At 35.7% G+C, this 25,344-nt stretch carries 24 protein-coding genes and 1 pseudogene; 5 read left to right on the forward strand and 20 right to left on the reverse strand.

Annotated elements, in window-relative coordinates:
- Positions 1-31 precede the first annotated feature (31 nt).
- The 10 genes and pseudogenes from DPQ31_RS29170 to nagE all read right to left on the reverse strand — a co-directional run bounded on the left by DPQ31_RS29170 (position 32) and on the right by nagE (position 10,342).
- Positions 32-251: pseudogene (locus DPQ31_RS29170) on the reverse strand (hypothetical protein).
- Positions 220-1,764, reverse strand: a complete 1,545-nt coding sequence (locus tag DPQ31_RS02130) for a glycosyltransferase family 2 protein (RefSeq protein ID WP_106081026.1) — start codon at positions 1,762-1,764, stop codon at positions 220-222. The pseudogene DPQ31_RS29170 and the gene DPQ31_RS02130 overlap by 32 nt, the downstream one beginning before the upstream one ends.
- Entirely contained in the window at positions 1,757-2,722 is a 966-nt protein-coding gene (locus DPQ31_RS02135) for a UDP-N-acetyl-alpha-D-glucosaminuronate decarboxylase (RefSeq protein WP_000037046.1), read from the reverse strand. The genes DPQ31_RS02130 and DPQ31_RS02135 overlap by 8 nt, the downstream gene beginning before the upstream one ends.
- Positions 2,719-3,963 carry a nucleotide sugar dehydrogenase gene (locus DPQ31_RS02140; protein WP_097957047.1) on the reverse strand — a complete coding sequence of 415 codons (1,245 nt, stop codon included), beginning with the start codon at positions 3,961-3,963 and terminating at the stop codon, positions 2,719-2,721. Before DPQ31_RS02140 ends, DPQ31_RS02135 begins: the two co-directional genes overlap by 4 nt.
- Positions 3,953-5,500 (reverse strand): glycosyltransferase family 2 protein, encoded by a 1,548-nt coding sequence (locus tag DPQ31_RS02145; protein WP_261797497.1) that lies wholly within the window; start codon positions 5,498-5,500, stop codon positions 3,953-3,955. Before DPQ31_RS02145 ends, DPQ31_RS02140 begins: the two co-directional genes overlap by 11 nt.
- Positions 5,501-5,513: 13 nt before the next feature.
- Positions 5,514-5,708: a hypothetical protein gene (locus DPQ31_RS02150; protein WP_000899471.1), complete on the reverse strand. Its 195-nt coding sequence runs from the start codon at positions 5,706-5,708 to the stop codon at positions 5,514-5,516.
- 16 nt (positions 5,709-5,724) lie between these two features.
- The gene (locus DPQ31_RS02155; protein ID WP_208731498.1) at positions 5,725-6,126 is read right to left on the reverse strand and encodes a DUF2642 domain-containing protein; all 402 of its coding nucleotides are present in this window, start codon (positions 6,124-6,126) and stop codon (positions 5,725-5,727) included.
- Between the two features lie 169 nt (positions 6,127-6,295).
- The gene (locus DPQ31_RS02160) at positions 6,296-7,111 is read right to left on the reverse strand and encodes a sugar ABC transporter ATP-binding protein (protein WP_097957049.1); all 816 of its coding nucleotides are present in this window, start codon (positions 7,109-7,111) and stop codon (positions 6,296-6,298) included.
- A gap of 241 nt (positions 7,112-7,352) precedes the next feature.
- Complete coding sequence (locus DPQ31_RS02165; RefSeq protein ID WP_097954439.1) at positions 7,353-8,597, reverse strand: serine hydrolase domain-containing protein; 1,245 nt, start codon at positions 8,595-8,597, stop codon at positions 7,353-7,355.
- 242 nt (positions 8,598-8,839) lie between these two features.
- A complete protein-coding gene (gene nagE / locus DPQ31_RS02170; protein WP_000938904.1) occupies positions 8,840-10,342 on the reverse strand; it encodes an N-acetylglucosamine-specific PTS transporter subunit IIBC in 1,503 nt (500 codons plus the stop codon).
- Positions 10,343-10,666: 324 nt separating this feature from the next.
- Between nagE and glsA the strand changes: the two genes are divergently transcribed.
- A complete protein-coding gene (gene glsA, locus DPQ31_RS02175) occupies positions 10,667-11,596 on the forward strand; it encodes a glutaminase A (protein WP_001149858.1) in 930 nt (309 codons plus the stop codon).
- 170 nt (positions 11,597-11,766) lie between these two features.
- The gene (locus DPQ31_RS02180; RefSeq protein ID WP_000766598.1) at positions 11,767-12,108 is read left to right on the forward strand and encodes a DUF3969 family protein; all 342 of its coding nucleotides are present in this window, start codon (positions 11,767-11,769) and stop codon (positions 12,106-12,108) included.
- A 113-nt stretch (positions 12,109-12,221) separates the two neighbouring features.
- On the opposite strand, the gene ytaF is transcribed toward DPQ31_RS02180, so the two are convergent.
- Complete coding sequence (ytaF, locus tag DPQ31_RS02185) at positions 12,222-12,833, reverse strand: sporulation membrane protein YtaF (protein ID WP_199632326.1); 612 nt, start codon at positions 12,831-12,833, stop codon at positions 12,222-12,224.
- Between the two features lie 129 nt (positions 12,834-12,962).
- Here ytaF and DPQ31_RS02190 point away from each other — a divergent pair, with 129 nt between their 5' ends.
- The gene (locus DPQ31_RS02190; RefSeq protein WP_001123710.1) at positions 12,963-13,616 is read left to right on the forward strand and encodes a DUF1232 domain-containing protein; all 654 of its coding nucleotides are present in this window, start codon (positions 12,963-12,965) and stop codon (positions 13,614-13,616) included.
- Between the two features lie 256 nt (positions 13,617-13,872).
- Here DPQ31_RS02190 and DPQ31_RS02195 read toward each other — a convergent pair whose 3' ends face one another.
- The 3 genes from DPQ31_RS02195 to DPQ31_RS02205 form a co-directional block, all read right to left on the reverse strand.
- Positions 13,873-15,195, reverse strand: coding sequence for an acetylornithine deacetylase (locus DPQ31_RS02195; protein WP_106081024.1), 1,323 nt, complete (start codon positions 15,193-15,195; stop codon positions 13,873-13,875).
- A gap of 159 nt (positions 15,196-15,354) precedes the next feature.
- Positions 15,355-16,794, reverse strand: coding sequence for an amino acid permease (locus DPQ31_RS02200; RefSeq protein WP_000969264.1), 1,440 nt, complete (start codon positions 16,792-16,794; stop codon positions 15,355-15,357).
- Between the two features lie 106 nt (positions 16,795-16,900).
- Positions 16,901-17,155: a biotin/lipoyl attachment domain-containing protein gene (locus DPQ31_RS02205; RefSeq protein WP_000859494.1), complete on the reverse strand. Its 255-nt coding sequence runs from the start codon at positions 17,153-17,155 to the stop codon at positions 16,901-16,903.
- A 301-nt stretch (positions 17,156-17,456) separates the two neighbouring features.
- Here DPQ31_RS02205 and DPQ31_RS02210 point away from each other — a divergent pair, with 301 nt between their 5' ends.
- Together DPQ31_RS02210 and DPQ31_RS02215 are read left to right on the forward strand one after the other, a co-directional pair.
- Positions 17,457-18,860 (forward strand): sigma-54 interaction domain-containing protein, encoded by a 1,404-nt coding sequence (locus tag DPQ31_RS02210; RefSeq protein WP_199632325.1) that lies wholly within the window; start codon positions 17,457-17,459, stop codon positions 18,858-18,860.
- Between the two features lie 81 nt (positions 18,861-18,941).
- Positions 18,942-19,145: a hypothetical protein gene (locus DPQ31_RS02215; RefSeq protein WP_000063850.1), complete on the forward strand. Its 204-nt coding sequence runs from the start codon at positions 18,942-18,944 to the stop codon at positions 19,143-19,145.
- A gap of 48 nt (positions 19,146-19,193) precedes the next feature.
- On the opposite strand, the gene truA is transcribed toward DPQ31_RS02215, so the two are convergent.
- The 6 genes from truA to DPQ31_RS02245 form a co-directional block, all read right to left on the reverse strand.
- Positions 19,194-19,931: a tRNA pseudouridine(38-40) synthase TruA gene (truA, locus tag DPQ31_RS02220; RefSeq protein ID WP_000553127.1), complete on the reverse strand. Its 738-nt coding sequence runs from the start codon at positions 19,929-19,931 to the stop codon at positions 19,194-19,196.
- 56 nt (positions 19,932-19,987) lie between these two features.
- Entirely contained in the window at positions 19,988-21,367 is a 1,380-nt protein-coding gene (rlmD, locus tag DPQ31_RS02225; protein ID WP_000615220.1) for a 23S rRNA (uracil(1939)-C(5))-methyltransferase RlmD, read from the reverse strand.
- Positions 21,368-21,377: 10 nt separating this feature from the next.
- On the reverse strand, positions 21,378-22,241 hold the full coding sequence (locus DPQ31_RS02230; RefSeq protein WP_208731499.1) for a DNA-3-methyladenine glycosylase family protein: 864 nt from the start codon (positions 22,239-22,241) through the stop codon (positions 21,378-21,380).
- A gap of 59 nt (positions 22,242-22,300) precedes the next feature.
- Entirely contained in the window at positions 22,301-23,083 is a 783-nt protein-coding gene (gene pdaA, locus DPQ31_RS02235; protein ID WP_097957055.1) for a delta-lactam-biosynthetic de-N-acetylase, read from the reverse strand.
- 126 nt (positions 23,084-23,209) lie between these two features.
- Positions 23,210-24,730, reverse strand: a complete 1,521-nt coding sequence (gene fumA / locus DPQ31_RS02240; RefSeq protein WP_000413539.1) for a class I fumarate hydratase — start codon at positions 24,728-24,730, stop codon at positions 23,210-23,212.
- Positions 24,731-25,086: 356 nt separating this feature from the next.
- On the reverse strand, positions 25,087-25,269 hold the full coding sequence (locus tag DPQ31_RS02245; protein WP_000513558.1) for an SE1561 family protein: 183 nt from the start codon (positions 25,267-25,269) through the stop codon (positions 25,087-25,089).
- Positions 25,270-25,344: the final 75 nt, after the last annotated feature.

A 25,344-nucleotide genomic window follows, 5' to 3' on the forward strand; every position in this document is an offset into this window, starting at 1 on the left:
TGAGCAAACTACTGTATGCATAGTGTTAACTTCACTCAAAAGTCTTTATAATTAACCCTTTCTTTAATTGTATTTTTTTGGTATCCTTATATACGAGTCCTATTTTGTAATATAAGAACAATACCCATTGTAGAGCTGTAATACTCTTATCTCCTAATCTGTTATAGTTTTTATAACGGAACAAAAAAGTGTACATATGTTGTACACTTTTTTTGTTACCTATAAAACATCTCTTTTTCTATTTCCATCATAGAATCCACCCCGACTGCCCTTTAATGCAATTAATTGCTCTAATCCTTCGATATGATCACCAATAATTCGAAGTACAGCTGGAGGATGTCCTATTTTTGCAAAATGTTCACTGGGACGAATACGGTTCATTTTATCGACCTCAACACGACTGACACATGCAATTTCGAATCCTGAAAGAACAGCTTTCACTTGCGCTACACAAGGTGACAGTAAAGATCCATATCCTATTGCTTTCAAACACGTCTTACTAAATGCATTAGGTACGGCAATAAGAGAGCCTACTCCTAAATCTTTTCTATCACAAGCTAAATTTAACGCATATTTAAATGCAGTTACGAGATGAAGTGGTACTCTTAAATCTAAATAATGATTTAGATCATTTAATGCGACATCTTGCCCATCTGCAATAGCTTTTGCAAAAGGATATAGCTCACTAGCTGGAATAACAAAATCACCGTCTATAAATAACACAATCTCTCCTTTTGCAAAATAAGTTCCAAGCGAACGCCCCACATCGTTTCCGAGTGCTTCTTTATATATAATTGTTGTTGCTCCTTTTTCTTTTGCAATTGTTGCCGTTTTATCTGACGAACCATTTACAACAACGATGATTTCAAAAGGTTCAATTTTACGAAGCTCCTCTATAACGTTTCCAATTGTTTTCTCTTCATCTTGTACAGGAATAATTACCGATAATTGCTTTCCTTTATACAAATTAGATGTAACGCCCCATCCTTGATAAAAATCTTCAAAATTTAAAGTATGATAGACACTCTCTCTTTTCCGATTTCCATCATAATATCCTCCACGCTCATCGCTGCCTATTATCCGCTCCGCTACAGCTTCTATATGGTCACCTATCATTCGTTTTTCAGCTTGTGCAAGATCCGTGCCATATGCTGCATGCTCGAGTGGCCGAAATTTATTCGGCGTAATAACGTCAATTGCACAATGACGACTAATTTTCCATTTACTTTGTGCTAAGCGTAAATGAGCTACAATAGGATTAACAAAACATTCATATCCAATACTTTGAACGACTTCTTTCGTCAACGCATGAGGTACAGATAATAAAGAATCAATTTTTAATTCTTCGCGCTCTAACATTGCATTTAATATTTGGCGCCATACTGTAACGGAATGTGGTTTTTGTTTTTTTAAAAATAATGCATCCAAATTATTTAAAACGATGTCAGCCTGATCATGTAAAATCGGATTAAGAAATAATTGCAATTTTGAAGTTTGAATAGCGAAATCTCCATCTATAAACAGTAATACATCACCTATCGCATGTTTTGCACCAACTGCGCGGCCAACGTCGTTACCAAGTGACTCTTTATTCTGAATTACTCTACATCCTAAACTCTCAGCAACCCCTTCTGTACCATCATTACAACCATTAGCTACTACAATAATCTCTACTGGATTGAATGGCTTTACCGATTGAATCACGTCTGAAATCGTATCCACTTCATTACATACGGGAATAATAACCGATAATGACTTAGCCATTGTTTTCTTCACGAAACCATTTAATAGTTTCTTTCAATCCTTGTTCCCACGTTATTGTCGCTTGAAATTGAACAAGTTCTCTTAATTTTGTTACGTCTGGTCTTCTATTTGGAATTTCCTCAAAACCATGTGGATATACTTTTTCAAAAGGAACTTGTACAATTTTTGAAGAAGAATTTGTTAGTTTTTTGATTACTTCTGCTACTTCTTTAATATTTTTTTCATTCTCAGAACCTATATTAATAATCTCACCATTTACATTCTCATCCATTGCTCGAATCGTTGCCTCTACTGCATCACTTACGTACGTAAAGCAACGTGTCTGCTTTCCATCGCCATATACGAGAATGTCTTCACCTTGCAAAGCCGCACGGATAAATCGTGGGATTACCCCTGCATACGGACCATCTTTCGCTCTTGGACCATAAATATTAAAATAACGAACAATCGTTACCGGTAAACCTTCTAATGCGTATCCTAAACATAATGTCTCTTCTAACGTTTTACAAACTGCATAACTCCAGCGTATTTTAGAAGTTGCCCCGTATAATCGATCTCCTTCTTCAGAGAAAGGTGGCTTGCCCTTACCATATACTTCTGAAGTAGACGCAAAGACTACTTTTTTCTTGCCTTTTAATGCTGCTTGTAAAATGTTTCTCGTTCCATCAAAATTTGTTTCAATGAGTTCTATACTTTTTTCCATTGTCGTTTTAACACCTAATATTGCTGCCAAATGGAATACTACATCGTGTTGATTTACTAATTCATCGATTGCCTTTTTGTCTAAAACACTGATTGGAATAACTGGAATCTCTTTCATTAACTCATTATGATATTTATTTTTCCCTTTATAGAAGTTATCCACAATTGTGACTCCATAACCTCTTTTCACCAATTCTTCAGCTAGATGTGATCCAATAAATCCTGCTCCACCTGTAATTAAACATTTCTTACTCATGCACTCACCTTCTTTATAATTCCACGTGTATCGATTACTCGCTTTATTCTTTTAAAAAGCTCCCAATCGATATTAGAGTGATCAGTTAAAATTAATATACAATCTGCTTGTTTAACCTTTTGTTCATCCAAGGAAACAGATTGATACACCCTATCTCCAATTTCCGCAGAAGAAATATATGGATCATGGTATTCTATCTCGTATCCTTCTTTTATTAGTAATTGAATAATTGGCAATGCTGGTGATTCTCTCAAATCATTTACATCTTTCTTATACGCAATCCCTACAATTAAAACCGTTGCGGGTGATTGCACCATGCCTTTTACCTTTCCGACTATTTTCTCTGGCATTTCTTCATTAATTACATGTGCCGCCTCAATTAATTGACTAATAGCCCCATTTTTCTTTATTCTCCATTGAAAATATAAAGGATCTACAGGAATACAATGTCCTCCTATTCCTGGTCCTGGCCAATACGGAGTAAATCCAAACGGTTTTGTAGATGCAGCTTCAAGCGCCTCATAAAAATTAATATTCAAACTTTCACATAGCATATTTAACTCATTTACTAACGAAATGTTAACTAAGCGCTGAATATTTTCAAATAGCTTACACATCTCCGCTACTTTTGGAGAACTAACAGGAACAACTACATCGAAGATAGTGCTATACAAATCCTGTACCTTTTGTTTACATTGTTCTGTTTGTCCACTAATAACCTTTGGAATCGATTGAACTGAATAGTGACTATTTGCCGGATCAATTCTCTCCGGTGAATAACCAATATAATAATCCACTCCTACCTTTTTACCAGTTCGAGAAATAATAGGAATGATAACTTCCTCAAGTGTACCTGGATATGTGGAGCTTTCAAAAATGAAGGTTTGTCCTTTTTGAAGGTTTTGTTGTATATAATGCGAAGCTGAAATGAGAGCACTTAAATCCGGTTCTCTTTGCTCATTAATTGGAGTCGGGACAGTAACAATAACATAATCACTCTTTTGGAACTCAGTAACACCTTTATCTGGTGTATTTACTAGTAAGCTTTTTTTAGTTAATAAACTCTGTAACTCTTTAGAAGAAACATCTGGAATATAACTTTCTCCTTTTATAATCGATTCTATTTTCCTAGTATCTTTATCTAGTCCAAGTACTGTATATCCTCTTTCTGCGAAATGGACCGCTAAAGGAAGACCAACATACCCTAATCCAATAATAGCTACTTTACTACTAGCATTCATCTGTATTCTTTTCTTCCTTTCTCAATTGTTGAATAATATCTCTATCCCGTTCTCCATCTGTAAAACTCCCGCGTTCGTCTGTATATTGTAATAGATAAGCAATCGCCTCAAGTTGATCACCGAAAATACGGTCAAATGCTGGAATACGTCCATTAACAAATCCATGTTGCTCTGGGCGTACTCGATTTGTTTTTATAACATCTACAAATTGTACTGCTGTAATAGAGAATCCCTCCAAAATAGCTTTCATTTGAGCTAATGGCGGGATAATGAGAGAGTCATATCCAATTTTATCTATTACCTTCTTATGCATAGCATGTGGCACTGCCGTTAGTGAGTTATTCCATAAATCTGGTCGTTTCGCTACTAAATTTACAAAGTATTTTCCCATACTAATTGGATCCGCGGGATGAAACATATCTAATAAACATTGCAAATCATTTAATGCCATATCACTCCCATCTTCAATAGCATGCAAAAAGGGAGTTAGTTTTTTTGACGGAATAGCAAAATCACCATCAACAAATAAACAAATATCAGCTGTAGCATGGATGGCTCCTATCGCTCGCGCTACATTATGTCCAAGCGCCTCCCCGAATTCAACAACAATAACATTCTCTAGCTGTGCCTGTTTAATAGTCTCGATATCCGCTCCATTCGCAACAACAATAATTTCATCTACTCCTGCTTTTTTCACTTCTTGTATAACAGATTTTATAGTCATCTTTTCTTCTGACACTGGTATAATCGCACTATATTTCGCTTTTTCCTTCTTTAATACAGCTGGTTTATATTTCCCTATAAACTCTCTATCTCTGTTTCCCTCCGAAAAACCACCGCGTTTACCATATATTTCAATTACATATTGCAAAGCACGTAAATGATCACCCATAATACGACTAGTCGCTTTCGGATAAGGAGAACCAGGTGATGTTCCCGTATGCACAGGACGAACCTTATTTGTATGAATTACATCGACCGAAGCCATATCGACAATATCTACTCCTCTAGACATCGCCATCGCTTGAAATAATGCTGGATCTGCTAAATTCCACCACCCAAGTTTCTCAATAACTTCCCTACTCATCGCATGTGGAATTGCGATTAAAGATCCAACAACAAGCTCCTTTTTATTCAAATAGCGATTCAACATGAATTTTCCAACTGTCGTATAATGTGGTCTCATCTTTAAATAAACCGACCATGTTAAATTATTCACAACAATTTGGTGCCCCTGCCGAATCCCTTTCACGAAACTTTGTAACTCTTTACTCTCAATAACGATGTCACCATCTAAAAACAAGACAATTTCACCTTTTGCTTCTCTTGCTCCAATTGCCCGTCCCACATCATTGCCAAGAGAATGTTTATAATAAATCACATGACAATGATGTTGTATTGCTATTTCTTTCGTCCCATCTGTCGATCCATTATCTACTACGATAATTTCATACGGCTTCAGCTTCTCCACTTCTACTAAAACTTGAGATAACGTACTTGCTTCATTATGCGCCGGAATAACAACTGATACTCTCATACTTGTATCACGCTTACCCTTCCAAGCGAACATAGGCAATAATAGGAGTACGCACAATTACATCTTCCGGTGGTCCATAGGAAGGAGAAGTACGAACACTTACTGCCCCGTCTGTCACAGATAAAAGAATGCCTGCAACAATTTCTACAGCTGTCACAACTTGCACTAACTCACCAACATGGTTACGCAGTTCATCAGTAAATAACATATATAACTCTCCTTTCTTACACTTCTTTAATTGATATAATACTTGTAAATGGTAATAAAACTTCAGTTCCTATTCCTTCTTGCAGTATTAAGAAATCGTCGCCAACTGCTACAATAACACCTGTTAACTGCCCAACCGTCACAGTAATTTCGACGTTTTTATCTAAATATTGCTTTGCAATTTCTTTAAACGGTGATGTATTACATTCTTTTAAAATGTTACAAATAATCGATTGAAATTGACTTGATTTAATAAATTCTTCTGTAGCTTGCTTAGAATTTCTTTGAATAAATCTCGCAAAATTTTGCGAAAATAAAAGTCGTTCCACAGCAGGCAGTAACTTGTCATCTAAAAAATAACCTAATTGTCTATTAAACAGTCGGGATAATTTATGCCAATATTTTCTGAACAGACACATACACTTCTCCTCCTATTTATTTTTAAAATATAAAAAATACATTCATACATCTTAATGTATACAAAGCAGGCTTTTTATGTGATAGGTAAGACATACATTTTTCAAAGAAACAAGAATTTTTAACTAAATAAAAAAGATAGACGGTATCCCATCTATCTTTATAAGTATTTTAATTTTTAATTGTAACAATGGCAGCTGTACTGTAATAAACCGCTCGTGGTAATTCTGCCTGTTCACTGATAGAAGCTGTAACAAGAGAACCACCGCTTGCCGAAAAATACTTAACAGCTTCTAACGGAATACCATCTTCTTTCACATCAATATGCGTGCCATCTCGCCAGTCTATTTTCTGCATTGTTGCTGAAAGGTCCCCAGTCACTTTACCAAATTCTTTACCATCCACCCCTAAAAAGATCCATTCCCATTTTGTTAAACTTAGTACTTGTTTCAACTCCCCAATTTTCTTTCCATCCATATTCGAAAAAATATAGAAGTTGCGTACTCCCATATTCTTTTGAACACGCAACAATCTTTCTCCTGAGTGATTATATAAATAAAATTGTTGCTTATGTAGTCCCTTAAAAAGAAAAGAGAGTACAGCTTGCCATACACTTTGAATAACAAAATCATACTCTTCTTTTAAAAAACCTACTGTATTTCCTTCTAATCCAAAGTACGTTATTACTTGAAATATCCCTACCTCTTTCCGAACAACAAATTTTTGTTGCTCAAGTAATTCAGAAGTCTCTATATTATAATTTTCCTGTTTAAGTATTTTTGATCTTCGTTTTTCTATAAAGCTATATATTAATAATCCAAATACTGGTAGTACAATACCTATTAATTGCAGATTGTCTTTCTCTGAAGTGAATAGCATCCCTTTTTTATATTCCATCACTAATCCAATTGCAACGATAATCCATACAATGACAGATACAAAAAAAATACGTTTCGCATTACGTGCGTGATGCTTATGTATACTCATATCCCGTCCCCTTTTCCATTTATCCCGCTATTTGCCGGGCAATAAGACCCACACTTCAAAATTCGGCGAAAGCAAAGAAGTTAGGTGGGTGATCGACTGCCCGTAAAAGCCCGATTGGTGAAGGCTAATAATCAGTGGGGGATGAAGAAAACCCCCACTGATTAAAGTTTCACTTTATTTCATTATCCCATTGCACATACACTTCCTCAATAAAAAAAGACTATCCAAAAAAGACAGTCTTTTACACTTCAATATTTCGTAACATCGTATAAATATCGTTATTCACTTTACCAAATGATTTAATGTTATTTTGAATGTTAGATAATAAAACAACATATACACTACCATTTTTACTAAAACCATTTAAACAATTCCAACCTGGCATTACACCATGATTTGAATAGCTTCCTGGATCAACATACCAGCCAAATCCGTAATCTTTTTTCACAGCAGTAAACATTTGATTATAACTCTCTTTTGAAATTAATTTTCCAGAGAAGAGTGCTTCATTAAATAAATATAAATCATGTGCGCTCGTATATATATCACCACAACCATATAGTTGTGACATGCTCGGAATATTAGGTGTTGTCATATTGTTATTCACTATTTTATAACCCGTTGATGGGAATCTTGTTTGTTCCAACGCTGTACCAAAACCAGAATGTTTCATACCCGCGGTCGCAAAAATATGCTGTTTTATATATTCTTCGAGCGACTGTCCACTTACCTTCTCAGCAATGTAAGCAAGTATAGAATAGTTTGAATCAGAATACTTCCATTTCTCTCCCGGACTCCCAATACGCTTTTGCTTTCCTATTCGTTTGATCAATTCTTCATGAGAAATATCCTCTGTCCCCTGCTCATACTCTGGAATTCCTGATGTATGTGTTAATAGATGTTTTAACTGTATGCTATTACCTTGAGGAAAGTCTGGAATATACTTTGTAACTGTATCCTCTACTTGTAACTTATTTTGATCTTTTAATTGCATAATAGCAGTCGCTACAAACGCTTTTGAAATAGAACCAATATAAAAGGTCGTCTCTGAATTATTCGGCACTTGATTCTCTTTATTAGCCATGCCGTATCCTTTATTCACAAGAACTTTCCCATTCTTCACAATAACAGCTGTTCCACTAAATCCCATGCTCTGTAAATATTGATCCAATTGAGCATTTTCATTAATTTCTTGAGGTGGTCCCTCAGCAGGCTTCTCCACAGCTTGCGCTTGCTTCACTTGTTCTTCCTGCTCTTTTTGTTTTTGTGCTTCTTGCTTCTTTTTTTCTTCTTCTTTCTTTTTTAGCTCTTCTTGTTTTTTCATTTCTGCTGCCGCTTTTAAAGTTTCCTCTTTCTTATTATGCGCAACAATTTTTGTATACATGAAATATACAAGTGATAATAGTAAGACGAGAATGATTGTTCTTTTTATGTATACAATCGGCCGACGTGCTTTCCCATTCGCATTATTTTTTTCCTGATCCATGATTGCCTTTTTCCCCTTATTTACCGATAATTTACTTTTAATTTTCACCTATATTTTGGATAATCTATTCTATAACATCACTACTTTATCACGCACTGTACATATAACCAACCTATATGTACAAAAAAGAAAAAGAAAATTTACAAAAGTAAGATTCCCGTTAAATTTTTAACATAAAAAAAGAGGATATCCTCTAAAAACTGATATTATCAGTTTTTTTGGATATCCTCTTATTTAATTATTTATACGTGTTTTTTCATATCATCGGCAACAGATTCAACATTTGTACCTACGATAACTTGTACACTTGTGTTACTTAATTTCATAACACCTTTCGCACCCGCACGTTTTAATGCAGCTTCGTTTACTTGACTAGCATCTTTCACTTGTAAGCGTAGACGTGTTGCACAGTTATCAATAACTGTTAAGTTGTCTTTTCCACCTAAAGCTGCTACGTAAGTTTCACCAATTGAACCTGCAACTGGTGCATCACCCTCTTCAACTAACTCATCGTCATCTTCACGACCAGGAGTTTTCAAGTCAAACTTCTTAATTAAGAAGTAGAATACTACAAAGTAAATTACTGCGTAAATTAAACCGATTCCCGCTAGCAATACTGGTTTTGTTGCAATACCAAAGTTTAAGAAGTAATCAATTGCACCGGCACTAAATGTGAAACCATCGTGAATGCCAAGTGATGTTGTTACGAATAAAGAAATACCTGTTAACACGGCATGAATACCATATAATACTGGTGATAGGAACATGAATGAGAATTCAATCGGTTCTGTAATACCAGTTAAGAATGAAGTCAATGCTAGGCCACCTAACATACCTGTAACCATTTTACGTTTTTCTGGTTTAGCAGCTGCAATCATTGCGAAACATGCTGCTGGTAAACCGAACATCATAACTGGGAAGAAACCAGTCATAAACATACCTGCTGTTTTATCCCCTGCAAGGAAGCGAGCAATATCACCATTTACAACGTTACCTGCTGCATTTGTAAAGTCACCAAATACGAACCAGAAGTATGTGTTCATTACATGGTGTAAGCCAATTGGAATTAATAGACGGTTTAATAAACCAAATAGACCTGAACCAACTGCACCTAAATTAACAATTCCATGAGCCAATGCATCGATGCCATTTTGAATTGCTGGCCAAATTTGTGCGAATAGAATTCCTAATATTAGCATCACAACCGATGTAACAATCGGAACGAAACGTTTTCCAGCAAAGAAACCTAACCATTCTGGAAGTTTAATCTTATGGAATTTATTATAAAGGAATCCTGCTATAACGCCGACAATAATACCACCTAAAACTTTCATATCCACTTTAGTCGATAATTCGGCGGCCTTAGATACTTGTGTCATTGTATCTGCCAGCTTAGATGGATCTATATTTGCGCTATTACCTATTAAATCTTGAACTTTACCTAATTTATCTTGTAATTCTACAGTAGAATATCCCTTACTAAGTGCATCAATACTGTTTTTCATAACCAGATAACCAATTGCACCTGCAAGACCTGCTGCACCACTACCATCAACTGAAAGACCGATTGCAATACCAATTGCAAAAATAAGTGCTAAATTATCAAAAACCGCTGCGCCGGCCTGTGCCATAACAGGAATATCAAATACATCTGGTTGCCCTAAACGAAGCAATAATCCTGCTGCTGGTAGTACGGCAATTGGAAGCATTAGCGCTTTACCAATACGTTGTAAAAACTGCAACATTTTAATTCCCCCTATCAAGTTTATGAAATCGTTATCATTATAAGTACGCCTTAGAAAACGCTTTCTATTTACATAACCATAATAACATATAGTTGTATAGATGTGTAGTTTTTATTTCCGAACTTTTTATGGATAAGTTTTCTATTTCCAAACTGTTATATAAAAGGAAAATTCTCCTTTTTCAATATAGCATAGTCGGAACGAACGACTCACTATAGAACATGTAACTTTCGTTTTATCATTCCACTTTTTCATGTTATTATTTATTTCCGAGCATATCGGGAAAAGTAAACTTAGTTAATTCGAAATAGGAGCGTTGGTACTATGCAGTGCATTGAAACAAACAACTTACAACAGTTGTTAGAACAAGTAAAACCATATACGAAAAAAGGAAAACTTGCTACTTATATCCCCGAACTAGGAAATGCAAATCCAGACGATTTAGGGATTGCCATTTTCCATAAAGAAACAGAATATATCCATGCTGGTAACTCACAGACATTATTTACTCTTCAAAGTATTTCCAAAGTAATTACACTTGCACTTGCCCTTTTAGATCGCGGTGAAGAATATGTATTTTCTAAAGTTGGAATGGAACCAACTGGTGACCCATTCAATTCTATTATTAAGTTAGAAACGACAAGTCCTTCCAAACCTCTTAATCCAATGATTAATGCGGGAGCATTAGCTATTACAAGCATGTTAGCGGGACAAGATAACGAAGAAAAAATGGAGCGCATTCTTCATTTTGTACGTGAAATAACAGATAATCCTACTATTAATTATTCTTCTAAAGTTGCCAATTCAGAATTAGAGACGGCTTACTTAAATCGTTCACTTTGTTACTATATGAAACAAAATGGAATTATCGATTGTGACATTGAGGAACTTATGGATTTATACACTCGTCAATGTGCAGTTGAAGTAAACTGTATTGATTTAGCACGTATTGGCTTAATTTTTGCAATGGACGGATATGATCCATATAAGAAAAAACAAATTATCCCTAAACATATTACGAAAATCTGTAAAACATTTATGGTTACATGCGGTATGTATAACGAATCTGGTGAATTTGCAATTCGCGTTGGTATCCCTGCAAAAAGCGGTGTAGCTGGTGGTATTTTCGGTTGCGTAAAAGGCGAGATGGGTATCGGCATTTTCGGGCCAGCTTTAGATGCAAACGGAAATAGTATCGCTGGTTTTAAAATTCTTGAACTTCTTTCTGCTCAAGAAGGTTGGAGCATTTTTTAATTGGGCGGTATCCTGCTAATATAGCAGGATTTTTTTACGGAAAATTCATTGTTACTGGTCATCAATATCCTTACGAAAACAGTACTGAAAGTTTCTCTTTATTATGCATATTTGCTCCCCCCTCCTGAATAGTATAGTACAACCTAGCGCTATATGTGGAGGTGTAAAAGATGAAACTAATATTTCAAATGGCGAAACAACCTGTTCTTGAAAAAACAATTGTTCTTTTTATATTGAGTATTGTAGAAAGCTTAAAGCTAAAAGTTGTTTCACTCGACGAAGCTCACCGATACATATTCAATTTAGAAGTACTTGAACTATTAATGGATCGAAACATCGATGATCAAGTACTAGAGCTTATACATTTCGGAATGGGACTCGAAGATATTCATCATGTACTCCCTGAAGAACTTGAGCATAGTATTGAGGAACTAAAATGGCTTTGTATCCAAGTTTTAAGTGAATATAGTATGCACGAAGAATCGGAACAATTAATTGAAGATATACGCTAAGAAGCACCTTTGTAGGTGCTTTTTATGTTTATTAAGAAATAAATATCCGATGTCGATATATGAAATTTATTCAAGTATTTCCGAGGAAATGCTCGAACATTGCCTTTCTATGTTTACAACAACTGATCTATCCCAATAAGAATTAATAATACGCCTGCAATTATCGTCGCCCATTTCCCTAAGTATTCAGCTAAAAATCGTTTTCCTATATATGAAAAGCCACTAATACAAATGAAACTAAACACCCCAGAAATACATGCCGTAAGCCACAGATTCAAATTTGTTACTCCAGCATCAAACCCACCTGCAATATTATTAATAGATAATGCCACCCCTAAAACAAGAGCCTCAGAAAAACTAATTGTTTTCGATCCATCAAAATCTGCTTTTTCTGGATCACGTAAAATCCCCAAAAGTACACTACCATCTTTAGATTCTATGGTGTCCTTTTTACTCAAGAAAGGCTGACATAAAATAAACACTCCGATTATCCCTAAAACAATTGCTCCAATCAGGTTTGCTGTAAACTCTGAAATAAATAATGCGATCCAATCCCCCAAAAAACCAGCTAATAAAGTAAATAAAAAACCAAAAAATGCGATGATAAAATTGTTAAACCACGAAATACGAATTTTACGAATGCCATATGCAATCCCAACACCTGCATTATCTAAATTAGAAGCAATTCCGATTAAAAGAATTGAAAATATACCTGCCGTACTCATAAACAGTCACCCCTTTTTCTCACTTCTCAATGCATATTATGAAAATGTTGAGCAACTGTGCCTGTCTGTTTCATATACTTGTAATAAATGCTCAACATTTTTTCAACAATAAAAAGGGGTGCCTTCACTATGCCTAAAGAAAACCCAAACGATCGGCTTGGTAAATTAATCAAAAAGCTTTTAAAAGAACGTGCCTTATCCATGCGCCAACTAGGAATACTTACAGATATTGATCCAGCAACAATCTCAAGAATTATGAATGGTAAACAACAACCAAAACAAAAACATCTACAAAAATTTGCAGAATGTCTGCAAGTTCCGCCTCAATTGTTATTTGATGAAATGTATCCTAATTCTCCTCACATAAATAAAGAAAAGACGGATATGTATACATCTCTTGATACAATTCAGCAAACTTTACAATCCTCTAACTTATTCGACTTCGATTACACAACAACTCGCGTAAAACAAGAACTTGAAACTTATGAACGCTATGCTCAAACAACAGAAGGTGAAAAACGTATTCATGAAAGTTTTTCGAGCAAGTTAGAACAGATTGATAGTGCAGGCCCTTTCATTGAACAATTAACAGATATGTATCAACAATTTTGTAATGAAACCATTTCAAAAGAAGAACGTGCAATTCTTGGGGGTGCATTACTGTATTTCATTTTATCGACCGACATTATACCCGACTATCTCTTTCCAATTGGCTATTTAGATGATGCAATTGCTGTTGAATTAGCAAAAGAGAAATTAATTGAACTAAAACGAAAGACATAGAAAAATAAAGTAAAACTTTAATCAGTAGGGGTTTTGTTCATCCCCCACTGATTATTAGCCTTCACCAATCGGGTTTTTATGGGCCGTTGATCTCCCACCTAACTTCTTTGCTTTCCCTGAATTTTGAGATGGGGGGCTTACTGCCCGGCGAATAACGGGATTAAAAACTATTTCAGTTGTTGTTTAAGTTCAACTCTGAAATAGTTCACTAAAAAATCGTACAAGTTGCAGACCCGTACGATTTCAATATACAAATCTATTTTTTCGTATGACACCATTCATATATGAACGTCGTTATTACTTTTGTAAATTCAATTAACTGTTCAACTTCAACTTTCTCATTTACAGAATGGGCCTCTTCTAGTGTACCTGGCCCATAAATAATGGCTGGGATATGAAATTCACTAAACCACCCACCATCCGTTACTGTTGCAGACATATCTAAAATTGCATTTTTAGATAAAATAGATTCATGTACCGCACTAAGAGTTTTTACAGCTACATGTTCACTATCTACTTCTAAAGAAGGAAAAATTTCACCACGATCCACAATCATCGACTCTCCGCCCCACTTAAATTGCGGTGGATTTTCACTTAACCATGGATCAGCAGCTGCTACTTTTCTTATATACGCTTCTATTTCTTCTATTATTTGTTCATGCGTTTCGTTTGGATAGAAGTGTACTGTTATCCACAATCGGCACTCATCAGCAATAAACGCTGCATGCCGGCCACCTTCAATAACAGCTGGATTAATTGTTGTTGTTCCCGATGGATAGCCTTCATACGTTTTCATGACTGCCCAGTGGCGCTCCAGTTCTTGTAAGCTTTGCACAATTTTCATCATTTTTTCAATTGCACTCGCTCCAAATAGACGTCCTCCGGCATGAATCATTTGTCTACGTGTTGCATCATGAAACGTTCGCGGGCTTTTCACAGTAATCCATCCAGTAATTACGCCCCCCTGTCCTTGCATATGTAAATTGCTCGTATCCACTACGACTGCAAAATCAGCATCATAACCACGTTTACAACATTGAAGTGTTCCTGCTTCTCCTACTTCTTCTCCAATTACTGATTGAAATATTAGATCACCCGGCAATTCAATTCCCGCTTCTTCTAAAAGCTGAATAGCAAATAAGGATCCAGCTAATCCACCTTTCATATCTGCCGCGCCTCTTCCAACTAACCAGTCGTCTTTTATAAACGGCTCAAACGGATTTGTTTCCCATGCCTCATCTATCGACACTTCAGCTACATCCATATGTCCATTAATAATAAGACTTTTATATGTCCCGCTTTCCGTCCCTTTTTTTACACCAACAACGTTCGGGTCATTCGGATATACCTCCCATTTATCAATACTAAAATTTCGTTTTCTTAGAAAATCTGCAACAAATTCTTGTGCTTCATTTGTATTTCTCGCTGGTGGCGCTGGTGTTTCAAAACGAATTAATGTTTTTGTAAGTTCGAGCAATTCCTCTTTCCTTGAATCTATTTGTTTTAACAACTGCGAAATTTCTGGATTCATCGCTAATTCCCCTTTGCATACGTAGTATGTTTCCAGCTTTATTTTCACAAAAAAAGAGACTGTTTACAATTTTACAGTCTCTAAATGACTCACTATTATAAAGTGAAACTATAATCAGTGGGGAGGTTCATCCCCCACTGATTATTAGCCTTCACCAATCGGGCGTTTACGGGCAGTTTATCTCCAGCCGAATTTTGAAGTGGAGTTTTACTGCCCGTTAATGCGGGGTAAACTTTCTAATTCAGTTGTGTTTGTCTTTTCAATATGTTCTACGCTACTTCTCTTATTTCTGGTAGCGCGATAAAACAGTAAACAAACAATCATAAATGGAATACCACAATATAAAGCCATTCTTTGTTCAGGAATAAAAGCCATGCCAACAATTACTGTTAAATTTAATACTAACGCAAGAAGTGGAACAAATGGATACAATGGTGTTTTAAATTTCAAATCCTTAATATCCCCGCCCTGCTTTACGTATGTCCTTCTAGCTAATAAGTTAGATAAAGCAATCGATGCCCAAACTAATATTGCTCCGAACCCTGCAATTGAAAGAAGCCATAAATAAACTGTATCTTCCGCATAAATACCTGATAATAATGAGAGGCATCCTACAATCGTGCTTACAATCAACGCATAAATAGGAACACCGTTTTTAGATAACTTACCAAAAATCGGGCTAATCATTCCTTGATTAGACATAGACCATAGCATACGGGAAGTTGCATATAATCCTGAATTCGCAACCGATAATACCGCTGTAATAATAACAAAATTTATAATATCAGCCGCATAAGGAATACCAATTTTATCAAATACGACTACAAATGGACTTTCTATCACGCCTGCTTGCTGCCAAGGAAATAGTCCTGCAAGAATAAAAATAGATAGTACAAAGAAAACGAGTATGCGCCAAACTGTATTATTAATTGCCTTTGGGATCGTTTTCTCTGGATTTTCACTCTCACCAGCTGCAATTCCAACTAGTTCTGTTCCTTGGAAAGCAAAATTAACTGCAATCATTGTAATTAAAATTGCTGATAATCCATTTGGAAACAACCCTCCATAATCAGTAAAACTAGAAAACATCGGTGCTGGTTCATTTCCTTTCATATCTAGAAAACCGAACATCGCTGCCCCGCCCAAAATAATAAATGCAATGATTGTAATTACTTTAATACTTGCAAACCAAAATTCAACTTCCGCAAAACTTCTTGAAGATAACGCATTAATAGCAAAGAGCAGTACTGCGAACACTACACACCAAATCCATGACGGTACATCGGGAAACCAGCGTTTCATCAAAATACTAACTGCAATTAATTCAATGCCTATCGTAGCAGACCAGTTTAGCCACGACATCCAGCCGACTACATAACCCGCTGCAGGCGAAATGTGCTTTGTTGCATACGTTTGATAAGATCCTGCATCAGGCATTGCAACCGCTAACTCTCCTAGACAGAGCATCGTTAAATACATAACAAACCCGCCAACAAGATACGCTATAATCGCTCCTCCAGGTCCAGCTTCATGAATTGTATAACCAGATCCTAAAAAAAGACCCGTACCAATAACCCCTCCGAGTGCAATCATAAATATGTGCCGACTTTTCAATTCCCTTTTTAATCCTTGGCTTTGATCCATCACATAAATCCCCCCTTTTCATTTTTTAAGACCCATTAATTGTAAGCGCTTTTAAAATTCTTCATCGTAAAATTAATTATTAAAAAGTGCAAAATACATATCACTTATATTAATCACTACCTGTTATTAAAAGGTCATCCCTTACTGTTATTAATAGTTTTTGATCAGCGATAGCTTGTCCTTCTACCACTTCTAAAGATTCGATATAACCACTGATGCCTACCTTAATTTCTACTTTCTGTTTATCTATCGTTTCAATTAACGCTAATTTCTCCCACTCATATACGTAAGAACTTTCAGTAACAAATAATTTCTCTACTTTCCCGTAACAAGGACTATACACGCCTTCTATAACCGTCTTCACTTAATAAATTCCTCCTCTTAATTAATTTGCACTGAAATGTCGCATACCCTATGAAAAGTTCTAATTCACCCACTCCTTCCATTTAAAGATTTCAATTATTATTTATGCAAGATACGTACCAACCTCAATATCTATATAAAAATTAAGATTTCGTACAAAAAAATCTACATAACCGCAAAATTTTTCTATGATTTAAAAAGTTTTAAAAGAAAATAGCAAAAAATTTTTGCGATTTTATGAGAATTTTAATAAAATTATAAAAAGTCAGTCTTCATAGGGTGAAACGAGGAGAAGATGATACATGCATACAGAAGAAATTAATTTCAAACAAATTATTGAAATGAATGCACTATATGAAGCTTTACTCAATGAACTCGATATCGGGATTCATATTATTAATGAGGAAGGTAAAACGATTATCTATAACCGCAAAATGATGGAAATTGAATCAATGGACCGCTTAGATGTGCTATATAAAAGTCCCTTAGAGGTATTTGCATTTGAAGAAAATAAAAATAGTACTCTTATAGAGGCATTAAAATTTGGAAAAACAAAAAAAAATATAAAACAAACGTATTTTAACAATAAAGGGCAAGAAATTACGACGATTAACGATACTTTCCCTATAATAGAAAATGGAAAAATTAAAGGCGCTATTGAAATTTCAAAAGAGATTAGTCACTTAAAGCAACCGATAAGAATGAGCCCTTCTCGAAAACAAAATACTAAATTCACCTTTGACCACATAATTGGTGATTCTGGAGCTATTCAATCAATCATTGCAGAAGGAAAGAAGGTAATTCGTACATCCTCATCTATACTTCTTGTAGGAGAAACAGGGACTGGCAAAGAACTATTTGCACAAAGTATACATAATGAAAGTCAGCGTTCAACAAAACCGTTTATTTCACAAAATTGTGCAGCTATACCTGATACCCTAATGGAAAGCTTATTATTTGGTACGAATCGAGGTGCCTTTACAGGAGCAATAGATAAATCTGGTTTATTTGAAGAAGCAAATGGCGGGACTTTGTTGTTAGATGAAATCAACTCATTAAGCCCAACGCTTCAAGCTAAGTTACTACGGGCTATACAAGAAAAAACAATACGAAGAATCGGAGGTGCACAAGAAAAAGAAATTGATGTTCGTATTATAGCAACTATTAATGAAGACCCTCTTGAAGCTATTGCACACAATCGGTTAAGAGAAGATTTATATTACCGATTAAGCGTCGTTACTTTATGTCTTCCACCTTTACGGGAACGAAAAGAAGATATTCCAGCTCTTGTTCAGCACTTTATCGAAAAGTACAATATTCAATTCGGGCTCAGCGTAACGGATGTAGATGTACATGTAAGAGAATTCTTTTATGTATACGATTGGCCCGGAAACGTACGAGAATTGGAACATATAATTGAAGGTTCAATGAACTTAATAGAAGATGAAAATATCATTACAGCGTTTCATATACCCACTCACTTTCGCGAACGAATAAAAAAAGAATTCAATATGCAACCTTCACTAACTAATTACAATGCTGATACACCTAAAACTTTAAAGCACACGATAGAAGAAATAGAAAAGAACTACATCACTCAAATTCTTAAAGAGAATAATGGTAATATCTCACAAGCAGCAAAATTTTTAGGATTGAGTAGACAAAACTTACAATATCGAATTAAAAAATTACATTTACACATATGAAATGAACCTTTCTCCAATCGCGGAAAAATTGGTAAAATATGTTACACTAAACATATAACATGCTAGAAAGGGGCGATATATATGAGTAATGATAAAAAATTAAAGTTAATACAATACTTATACTTTTTCCCTACTATTCTCTGTATGATGTTATTCATTAATGCCGATGTAAGCAGCTCTCCTTATGCAAAGCTATTAGGAACAATTTTCGGCTCCTTTGCAGCTATTATGCTTGCTGCTTTTTGGAATTTGAAAATACGTATGAAGAAAGAGAAATCTTCTTAACAGCAAAACATAAAAAAATCGAGCCTACACAGCTCGATTTTTTACTGATTAAAACTCAACACTCTCCAAATACAAACCACTTGCCTCAGCAAGACAATTAATTTGATTGCGCTGTTTTTCCTCTAAAATGTTCGGAATTGCTTCAGCATCTAATTGTCCTAATCCAACTTCAATTAATGCTCCAACAATTTTTCGCACCATATTATGAAGGAAGCCGTTACCACTTACTCTAATTTGTACAAATCCTGCCTCTTCAGAAACCTCAAGCGTATATACTTCTCGAACCATAGACTTTTTCTTAGATTTTGCATTTGAAAAAGCAGTAAAATCATGTGAACCAACTAAATGTTTCGCAGCTTTTTTCATGCTTTCCACATTTAATTTTTTATTCACGTGCATGCTGTGTTTACGCATGAATGGGTTCGTGTGCTCTTCATTCCAAATCTTATAAAGATATGTTTTCGCCTTAGAGTTGTAACGAGCATGGAAACGATCTGGCACTTCTTCTACATTTGTAATACTAATATCATTTGGTAAATATTGATTTAAATACTTTTTCACTTTATGTTCCACTAACTTCTCATCACTCTTAAAGTTAGCCACTTGATTCAAAGCGTGTACACCAGCATCCGTTCTACTACAGCCGATAATTTCAATTTCTTTCCCGACCATTTCAGATATGACACTCTCAATTTTCCCTTGAATCGTATTATCATTATTACCGAGACGTTGCCACCCTTTATAACGCGCACCGTCATACTGAATCGTTAATTTATAATTATGCATAGTATTCTCCTTCATAGAAAATATTCCCTCATATCGTGAGGGAATATGAATAAACTTTATTTTTTAACAAGTCTTACTACATTTTCTACATGAGCTGTATGCGGGAACATATCAACTGGCTGCACATATTCCACTTCATAACTCTTCATTAATGCATTCACATCACGTGCTAACGATGAAGGATTACAAGATACGTACACAACTCGTTTCGGCTGTACTTTTAAAATTGTTTCCAATAATTTATCATCGCAACCTGTACGTGGTGGATCGACAACAATTACATCTGGACGCCATCCTTCTTTTACCCACTTTGGTAACCATTGTTCAGCTTTACCTGCTTCATACTTCGTGTTTGTAAATCCGTGACGTTTCGCATTTTTTCTTGCGTCTGCAATCGCTTCTGGAATTACATCCATACCACGTACTTCCGCTGCATCATTCGCAAGCCAAAGACCAATTGTACCAACACCACAGTACGCATCTACAATTTTCTCATTCCCTGTTAAAGCAGCTGCTTTTTTCGCTTCATCATATAAAACAACCGTTTGCTCTGGATTCAGTTGGAAGAATGCACGTGCTGATAATTCAAATGATAAATCACCAAGTGTTTCTTGAATTACTTCTTTTCCAGCTAATTTAAATGTTTTGTCGCCAAAAATAACAGATGTTTTACGCCAGTTTACGTTTTGCATAATTGATTTAACAGCTGGCATCTGTTTTTGTACTTCTGCAATAAATTGTTCTTTATTTGGCAGTTCTTCTTTTGTTGTAATAAGTGTAACTTGTACTTCCCCTGTTTGAACTGCAGTACGTGTTACAATTGTGCGTACTAAACCTTTTTGTTTTTTCTCATTGTAAATAGAAACATTTAGTTTTTCTAATATACGTCTTACAACTTTTGTCGCTTCATTCGTTGCTTTATGTTGAATCATACAATGGGCAATATCAATTAACTGATGTGAGTTTTGTTTATATAACCCTGTAATAACTTTCTCGTCTTTACGCCCCACTTGTAATTGACTCTTATTACGATAATGCCATGGATTTTCCATACCAAGCGTCGGACGAATTTTCTCTTCCAAAGTGTTATTCATGTACTTCTCAAATGCTTGTACAACGATATCACGTTTTTGATTTAATTGTTCTTTATAATCTAAATGTTGTAGCTGACAGCCACCGCACTCCTCATATACTGGACATGGCGCTTTCACACGATGTGGTGAAGCTTTACGAACCTTTTTCACTTTCGCTTCAGCGAAGCCACGCTGAATTTTCGTTGTCTCAGCAACGACTTCTTCTCCTGGTAATGCCCCTGGAATGAAAACAACTTGTCTCTTAAAATAACCAACGCCTTCTCCGTTAATCCCAAGACGTTTAATTGTCACAGGAAACGTTTGACCAACTTCCAACTTACTCTCATGTTGCTTTTGTATCATGATTACACCTCTACTCTATACTTTTCCATAAATATAACGCTGCATAACTGCAGTATGGTTCACACTCTTGTTTCACGTTTTCTAAAAATGCATCATCAGGTTTATCATCTAATTGAAATACACCTTGCACTGCACGCTGAATCCCAATGTCCGCTTTCGGAAACATATTTTTCCGCCCAAGCCCAAACATTAAAAAGTTTTGCACTGTCCATGCACCAATTCCCCTAATTGGCAACAATTGTGCTGAAACTTCTTCTTCCGTCCCAGTTTCTATACTCGCTAAATCTAATGTACCACGGGCAATACGTTCTGCTAATCCTACTATATATTCAGCCTTTCGCTGACTAAACTTCTGCTCTCTCAATTCTTCTATTGAAATATTTGCTACTATTTCCGGAGTGGGGAAAAAGAATACACCGTTCTTCTCTGTTCCATACCGTTTCACAAATTGTTCTGTTAGCACAGTAGCAAATTTCAAATTTATTTGTTGGTGAATGATACAGCGAAGAAGACAAGCAAAATAATCAAATTCTAAAATAATTGGAGTATAAGCATATGTTTCAAATAGTGGACGTAATGATGTGTTTAAAAAATGATTTTGTATATCTTGAAACGGTTCATTCCAATGAAAAATGGCCTTCATTCGTTTCATGACTTTCTCCGGATCTCCTGTCTGACTAGAAATCCAAAACTGTGGATTTTGAACAGTACCAATCCCTTGCAAGCGAACAACAACCTGTTCCTCGTCTATACAAAGCGGGACATAAATGACTTTCTCATCTAATTGAATGACGTTGAGAGGATCAAAAGATAAACGTTTTAATACTTCTTCAAAATGATACGGATACTCTAACGTAACATGTTCGCTCCACATACGTTTCCCCATCCTTTTTACACATCATTATAGCATGAGAAAACCGCAAGCATACATGCTTACGGTTGATTGCTTTTCACTAAGTCATCTAGACTTTTAAAATGATACCCTTTCTCGCGCAAATCATCAATGATTTTCGCAAGTGCTTCTGCATTATCTTTTGATATTGCATGAAGTAATAAAACAGATCCTGGATGAATCATCGTCATTACATTGTTATGCGCATATTGCCACCCTCTTTGCTGATCCACTTTCCAATCAAGAAATGCAAGTGACCAAAATACATTATAGTAGCCCATTTCTTTCGTAAGAGCTAATGTTCTTTCACTAAATACGCCGCGCGGAGGACGTACATATTTCACTTCTTTTTGCCCTGTTACTTTTTTTATTTCCTCTGTTACACTCGTTAATTCTTCACGAAGTTTTGCATCGTTTACTGCTGTAAAATCTGGGTGACTCCAAGAATGATTCCCAATAATATGCCCTTCATTTTTCATTCGTAACAACAAATCTTTTTGAGTTTTAATATAATGCCCTGTTACAAAGAACGTGGCTGGTACCTTCTTCTCTTTTAATACATCTAAAATTTGTCCTGTATAACCATTTTCATATCCATTATCAAATGTTAAATAAATATCTTTTTTCTTCGTATCCCCTAAATAAAATCCGCCATTTTTTTGTAGCAATTCTGTATAAAGTTTCCCTGCATCTGGTACTGTTTCATTTTTAGGACGCGGAATTCCCCAGTTATGTGGAGTGTTTGTATAAGCCAATGTTGAAACTGGAACAAGTGCCATCATAATTGAAAGAATGAGACCTATATATAACCATTTATATTTCATAAATAGTCTCCTTTCCATATATAATCGTACCTGTAGTTTCTGTTTCCCTGCTTTCTTTCATGCTGAACATGTTTTTCTATATATACCAAAAAAATGCACCTCGAATCATTCGAGGTGCATTTTTGTTTACTTAAATACTGGCTCTTTAAAGCTCGCTAATTTTTCAAGCGATGTTTTATCAACATCGGCATGCAAACTATTGCCATGAGAGTCCATCGTTACAACGGCTTTAAAACCTTCAATTCGTAAATGCCACATTGCTTCTGGAATACCAAATTGTAAGAAATCAACATCTTTCACTTCTTTAATACATTCCGCATAATATTGCGCAGCACCGCCAATTGCGTTTAAGTACACGCCGCCGTGTTCTTCTAATGCTGCTAATGTTTTTGCACCCATGCCGCCTTTACCAATTACAGCACGAATACCAAATTTCTTCATAATATCCCCTTGGTATGGTTCTTCACGAATACTTGTCGTTGGTCCTGCTGCTTTAATTTGCCAATTGTCATTCTCGTCTTTCACTACAACTGGACCACAGTGATAAATAACTTGTCCATTTAAGTCTACTGGACAATCGTTATCCATTAAATGTTTATGGATTGCATCACGACCTGTATACATCATGCCATTAATTGTTACAACATCACCAACGCGAAGTTCACGAATTTGCTCTTCTGTAATTGGTGCTTGCAATACAATTTCACGTTGCTCTGTTTTTTCTTGCACTTCTTGCTCCAGTGTATCGTCGCCTTCTTGATATAGCCAATCCATAATTTCTCCTGTTTCAGGATGGATTTTTACACCAAGGCGGCGATATGCCCAACAATTATACGCAACAGATACGTAGAAGCTAGCTGGCAGGCGATTATATACGCCAATTTTACAACCAAGTAAAGTTGTTTCTCCGCCGAATCCCATCGTACCAATGCCAAGCTTATTCGCATTTTCTAATACGTATTCTTCAAGTTTTTGTAACTCTGGTACAGGATTGATGTCATCTAATGTACGGAATAATTGATTTTTCGCTAATTCGTAACCTGATGTTCGGTCTCCCCCGATACCAACACCAATTACACCTGCACTACATCCTTGACCTTGTGCTTGATATACAGCATGAAGAAGGCATTTACGAATTCCTTCTAAATCACGGCCTGCGCGTCCAAGTCCTTCTAATTCACACGGTAAGCTATATTGAATATTTTTATTCTCACAACCGCCGCCCTTTAAAATTAAACGTGCATCAATATAATCTTTTTCCCATTGCTCAAACTTAATAACTGGTGTACCTGGTCCTAAATTGTTTCCACTATTGTCTCCAAAAAGAGAATCAACAGAGTTGGGACGAAGTTTACCATCTTTTGTCGCCCGCTCAAGTGCACTATAGATAGCTTCCTTCAGTTTTAATTGATTCACACCAACTGGTGTATAAATTTTAAAAGTTGGCATCCCTGTATCTTGGCAAATCGGCGAGATGTTATCATCTGCCATTTTAATGTTATTCGTAATTGTGCCAAGTGCCATCGCTGAACGAGTCCCTGCGTTTTCTCGCTCTTTCGCTTGTTGAATCGCACGACGAACATCTTTCGGTAAGTTCGTTGACGTTTCAACAACTAGTTGATACATACTTTCTTGAAGCTTTTCCATTGTTACTTCCCCCTCAATTGTGAACGCTACCAAAACGTTACGAGATGAAAATTCCATCGTTATACTCTTCAGCCCTTTATTTATCCCGCATGAACGGGCAGTAAGACTCCCACCTCGAAATTTGACTAGAGCAAAGAAGTTAGGTTGGAGCCCTGCTGCCCGTAAACGCCCGATTGGTGAAGGCTAATAATCAGTGGGGAATAAACTTCCCCACTGATTAAAGTTTCACTTTATTTCATGCTATTAAAGTATAAATGAGATTTTTCACAACTTGATTATACCTTTTTTTCTATATTCCTTCTATTATCCGTACAGAAAAAGGCTACCAATTTTGTATTGGCAGCCTTTTTAATATATTATTCGTCTTTTTTAAATTGCTCACATTTTAATTCTAATTCATCTAACATCGCAAGAAGACGATCTACATCTTCTAACTCTACTTCTTCAGGTTCAATTGTATCAATTACTTCAATGAACATATTTAAACGCTCTTTTAAATATACTAATTGTGTATCTTTATCTTGAATTGCTTTTCCCATGAAGGCACTCTCCTTTTAATTCGAGTTACTTTTATTATACCGCAAAAATGATTGCTATGGGCATGAAATTTCATC

The sequence above is a fragment of the Bacillus sp. COPE52 genome (assembly GCF_003355115.1).
In the GTDB taxonomy this organism is placed as follows: Bacteria; Bacillota; Bacilli; order Bacillales; family Bacillaceae_G; genus Bacillus_A; species Bacillus_A toyonensis.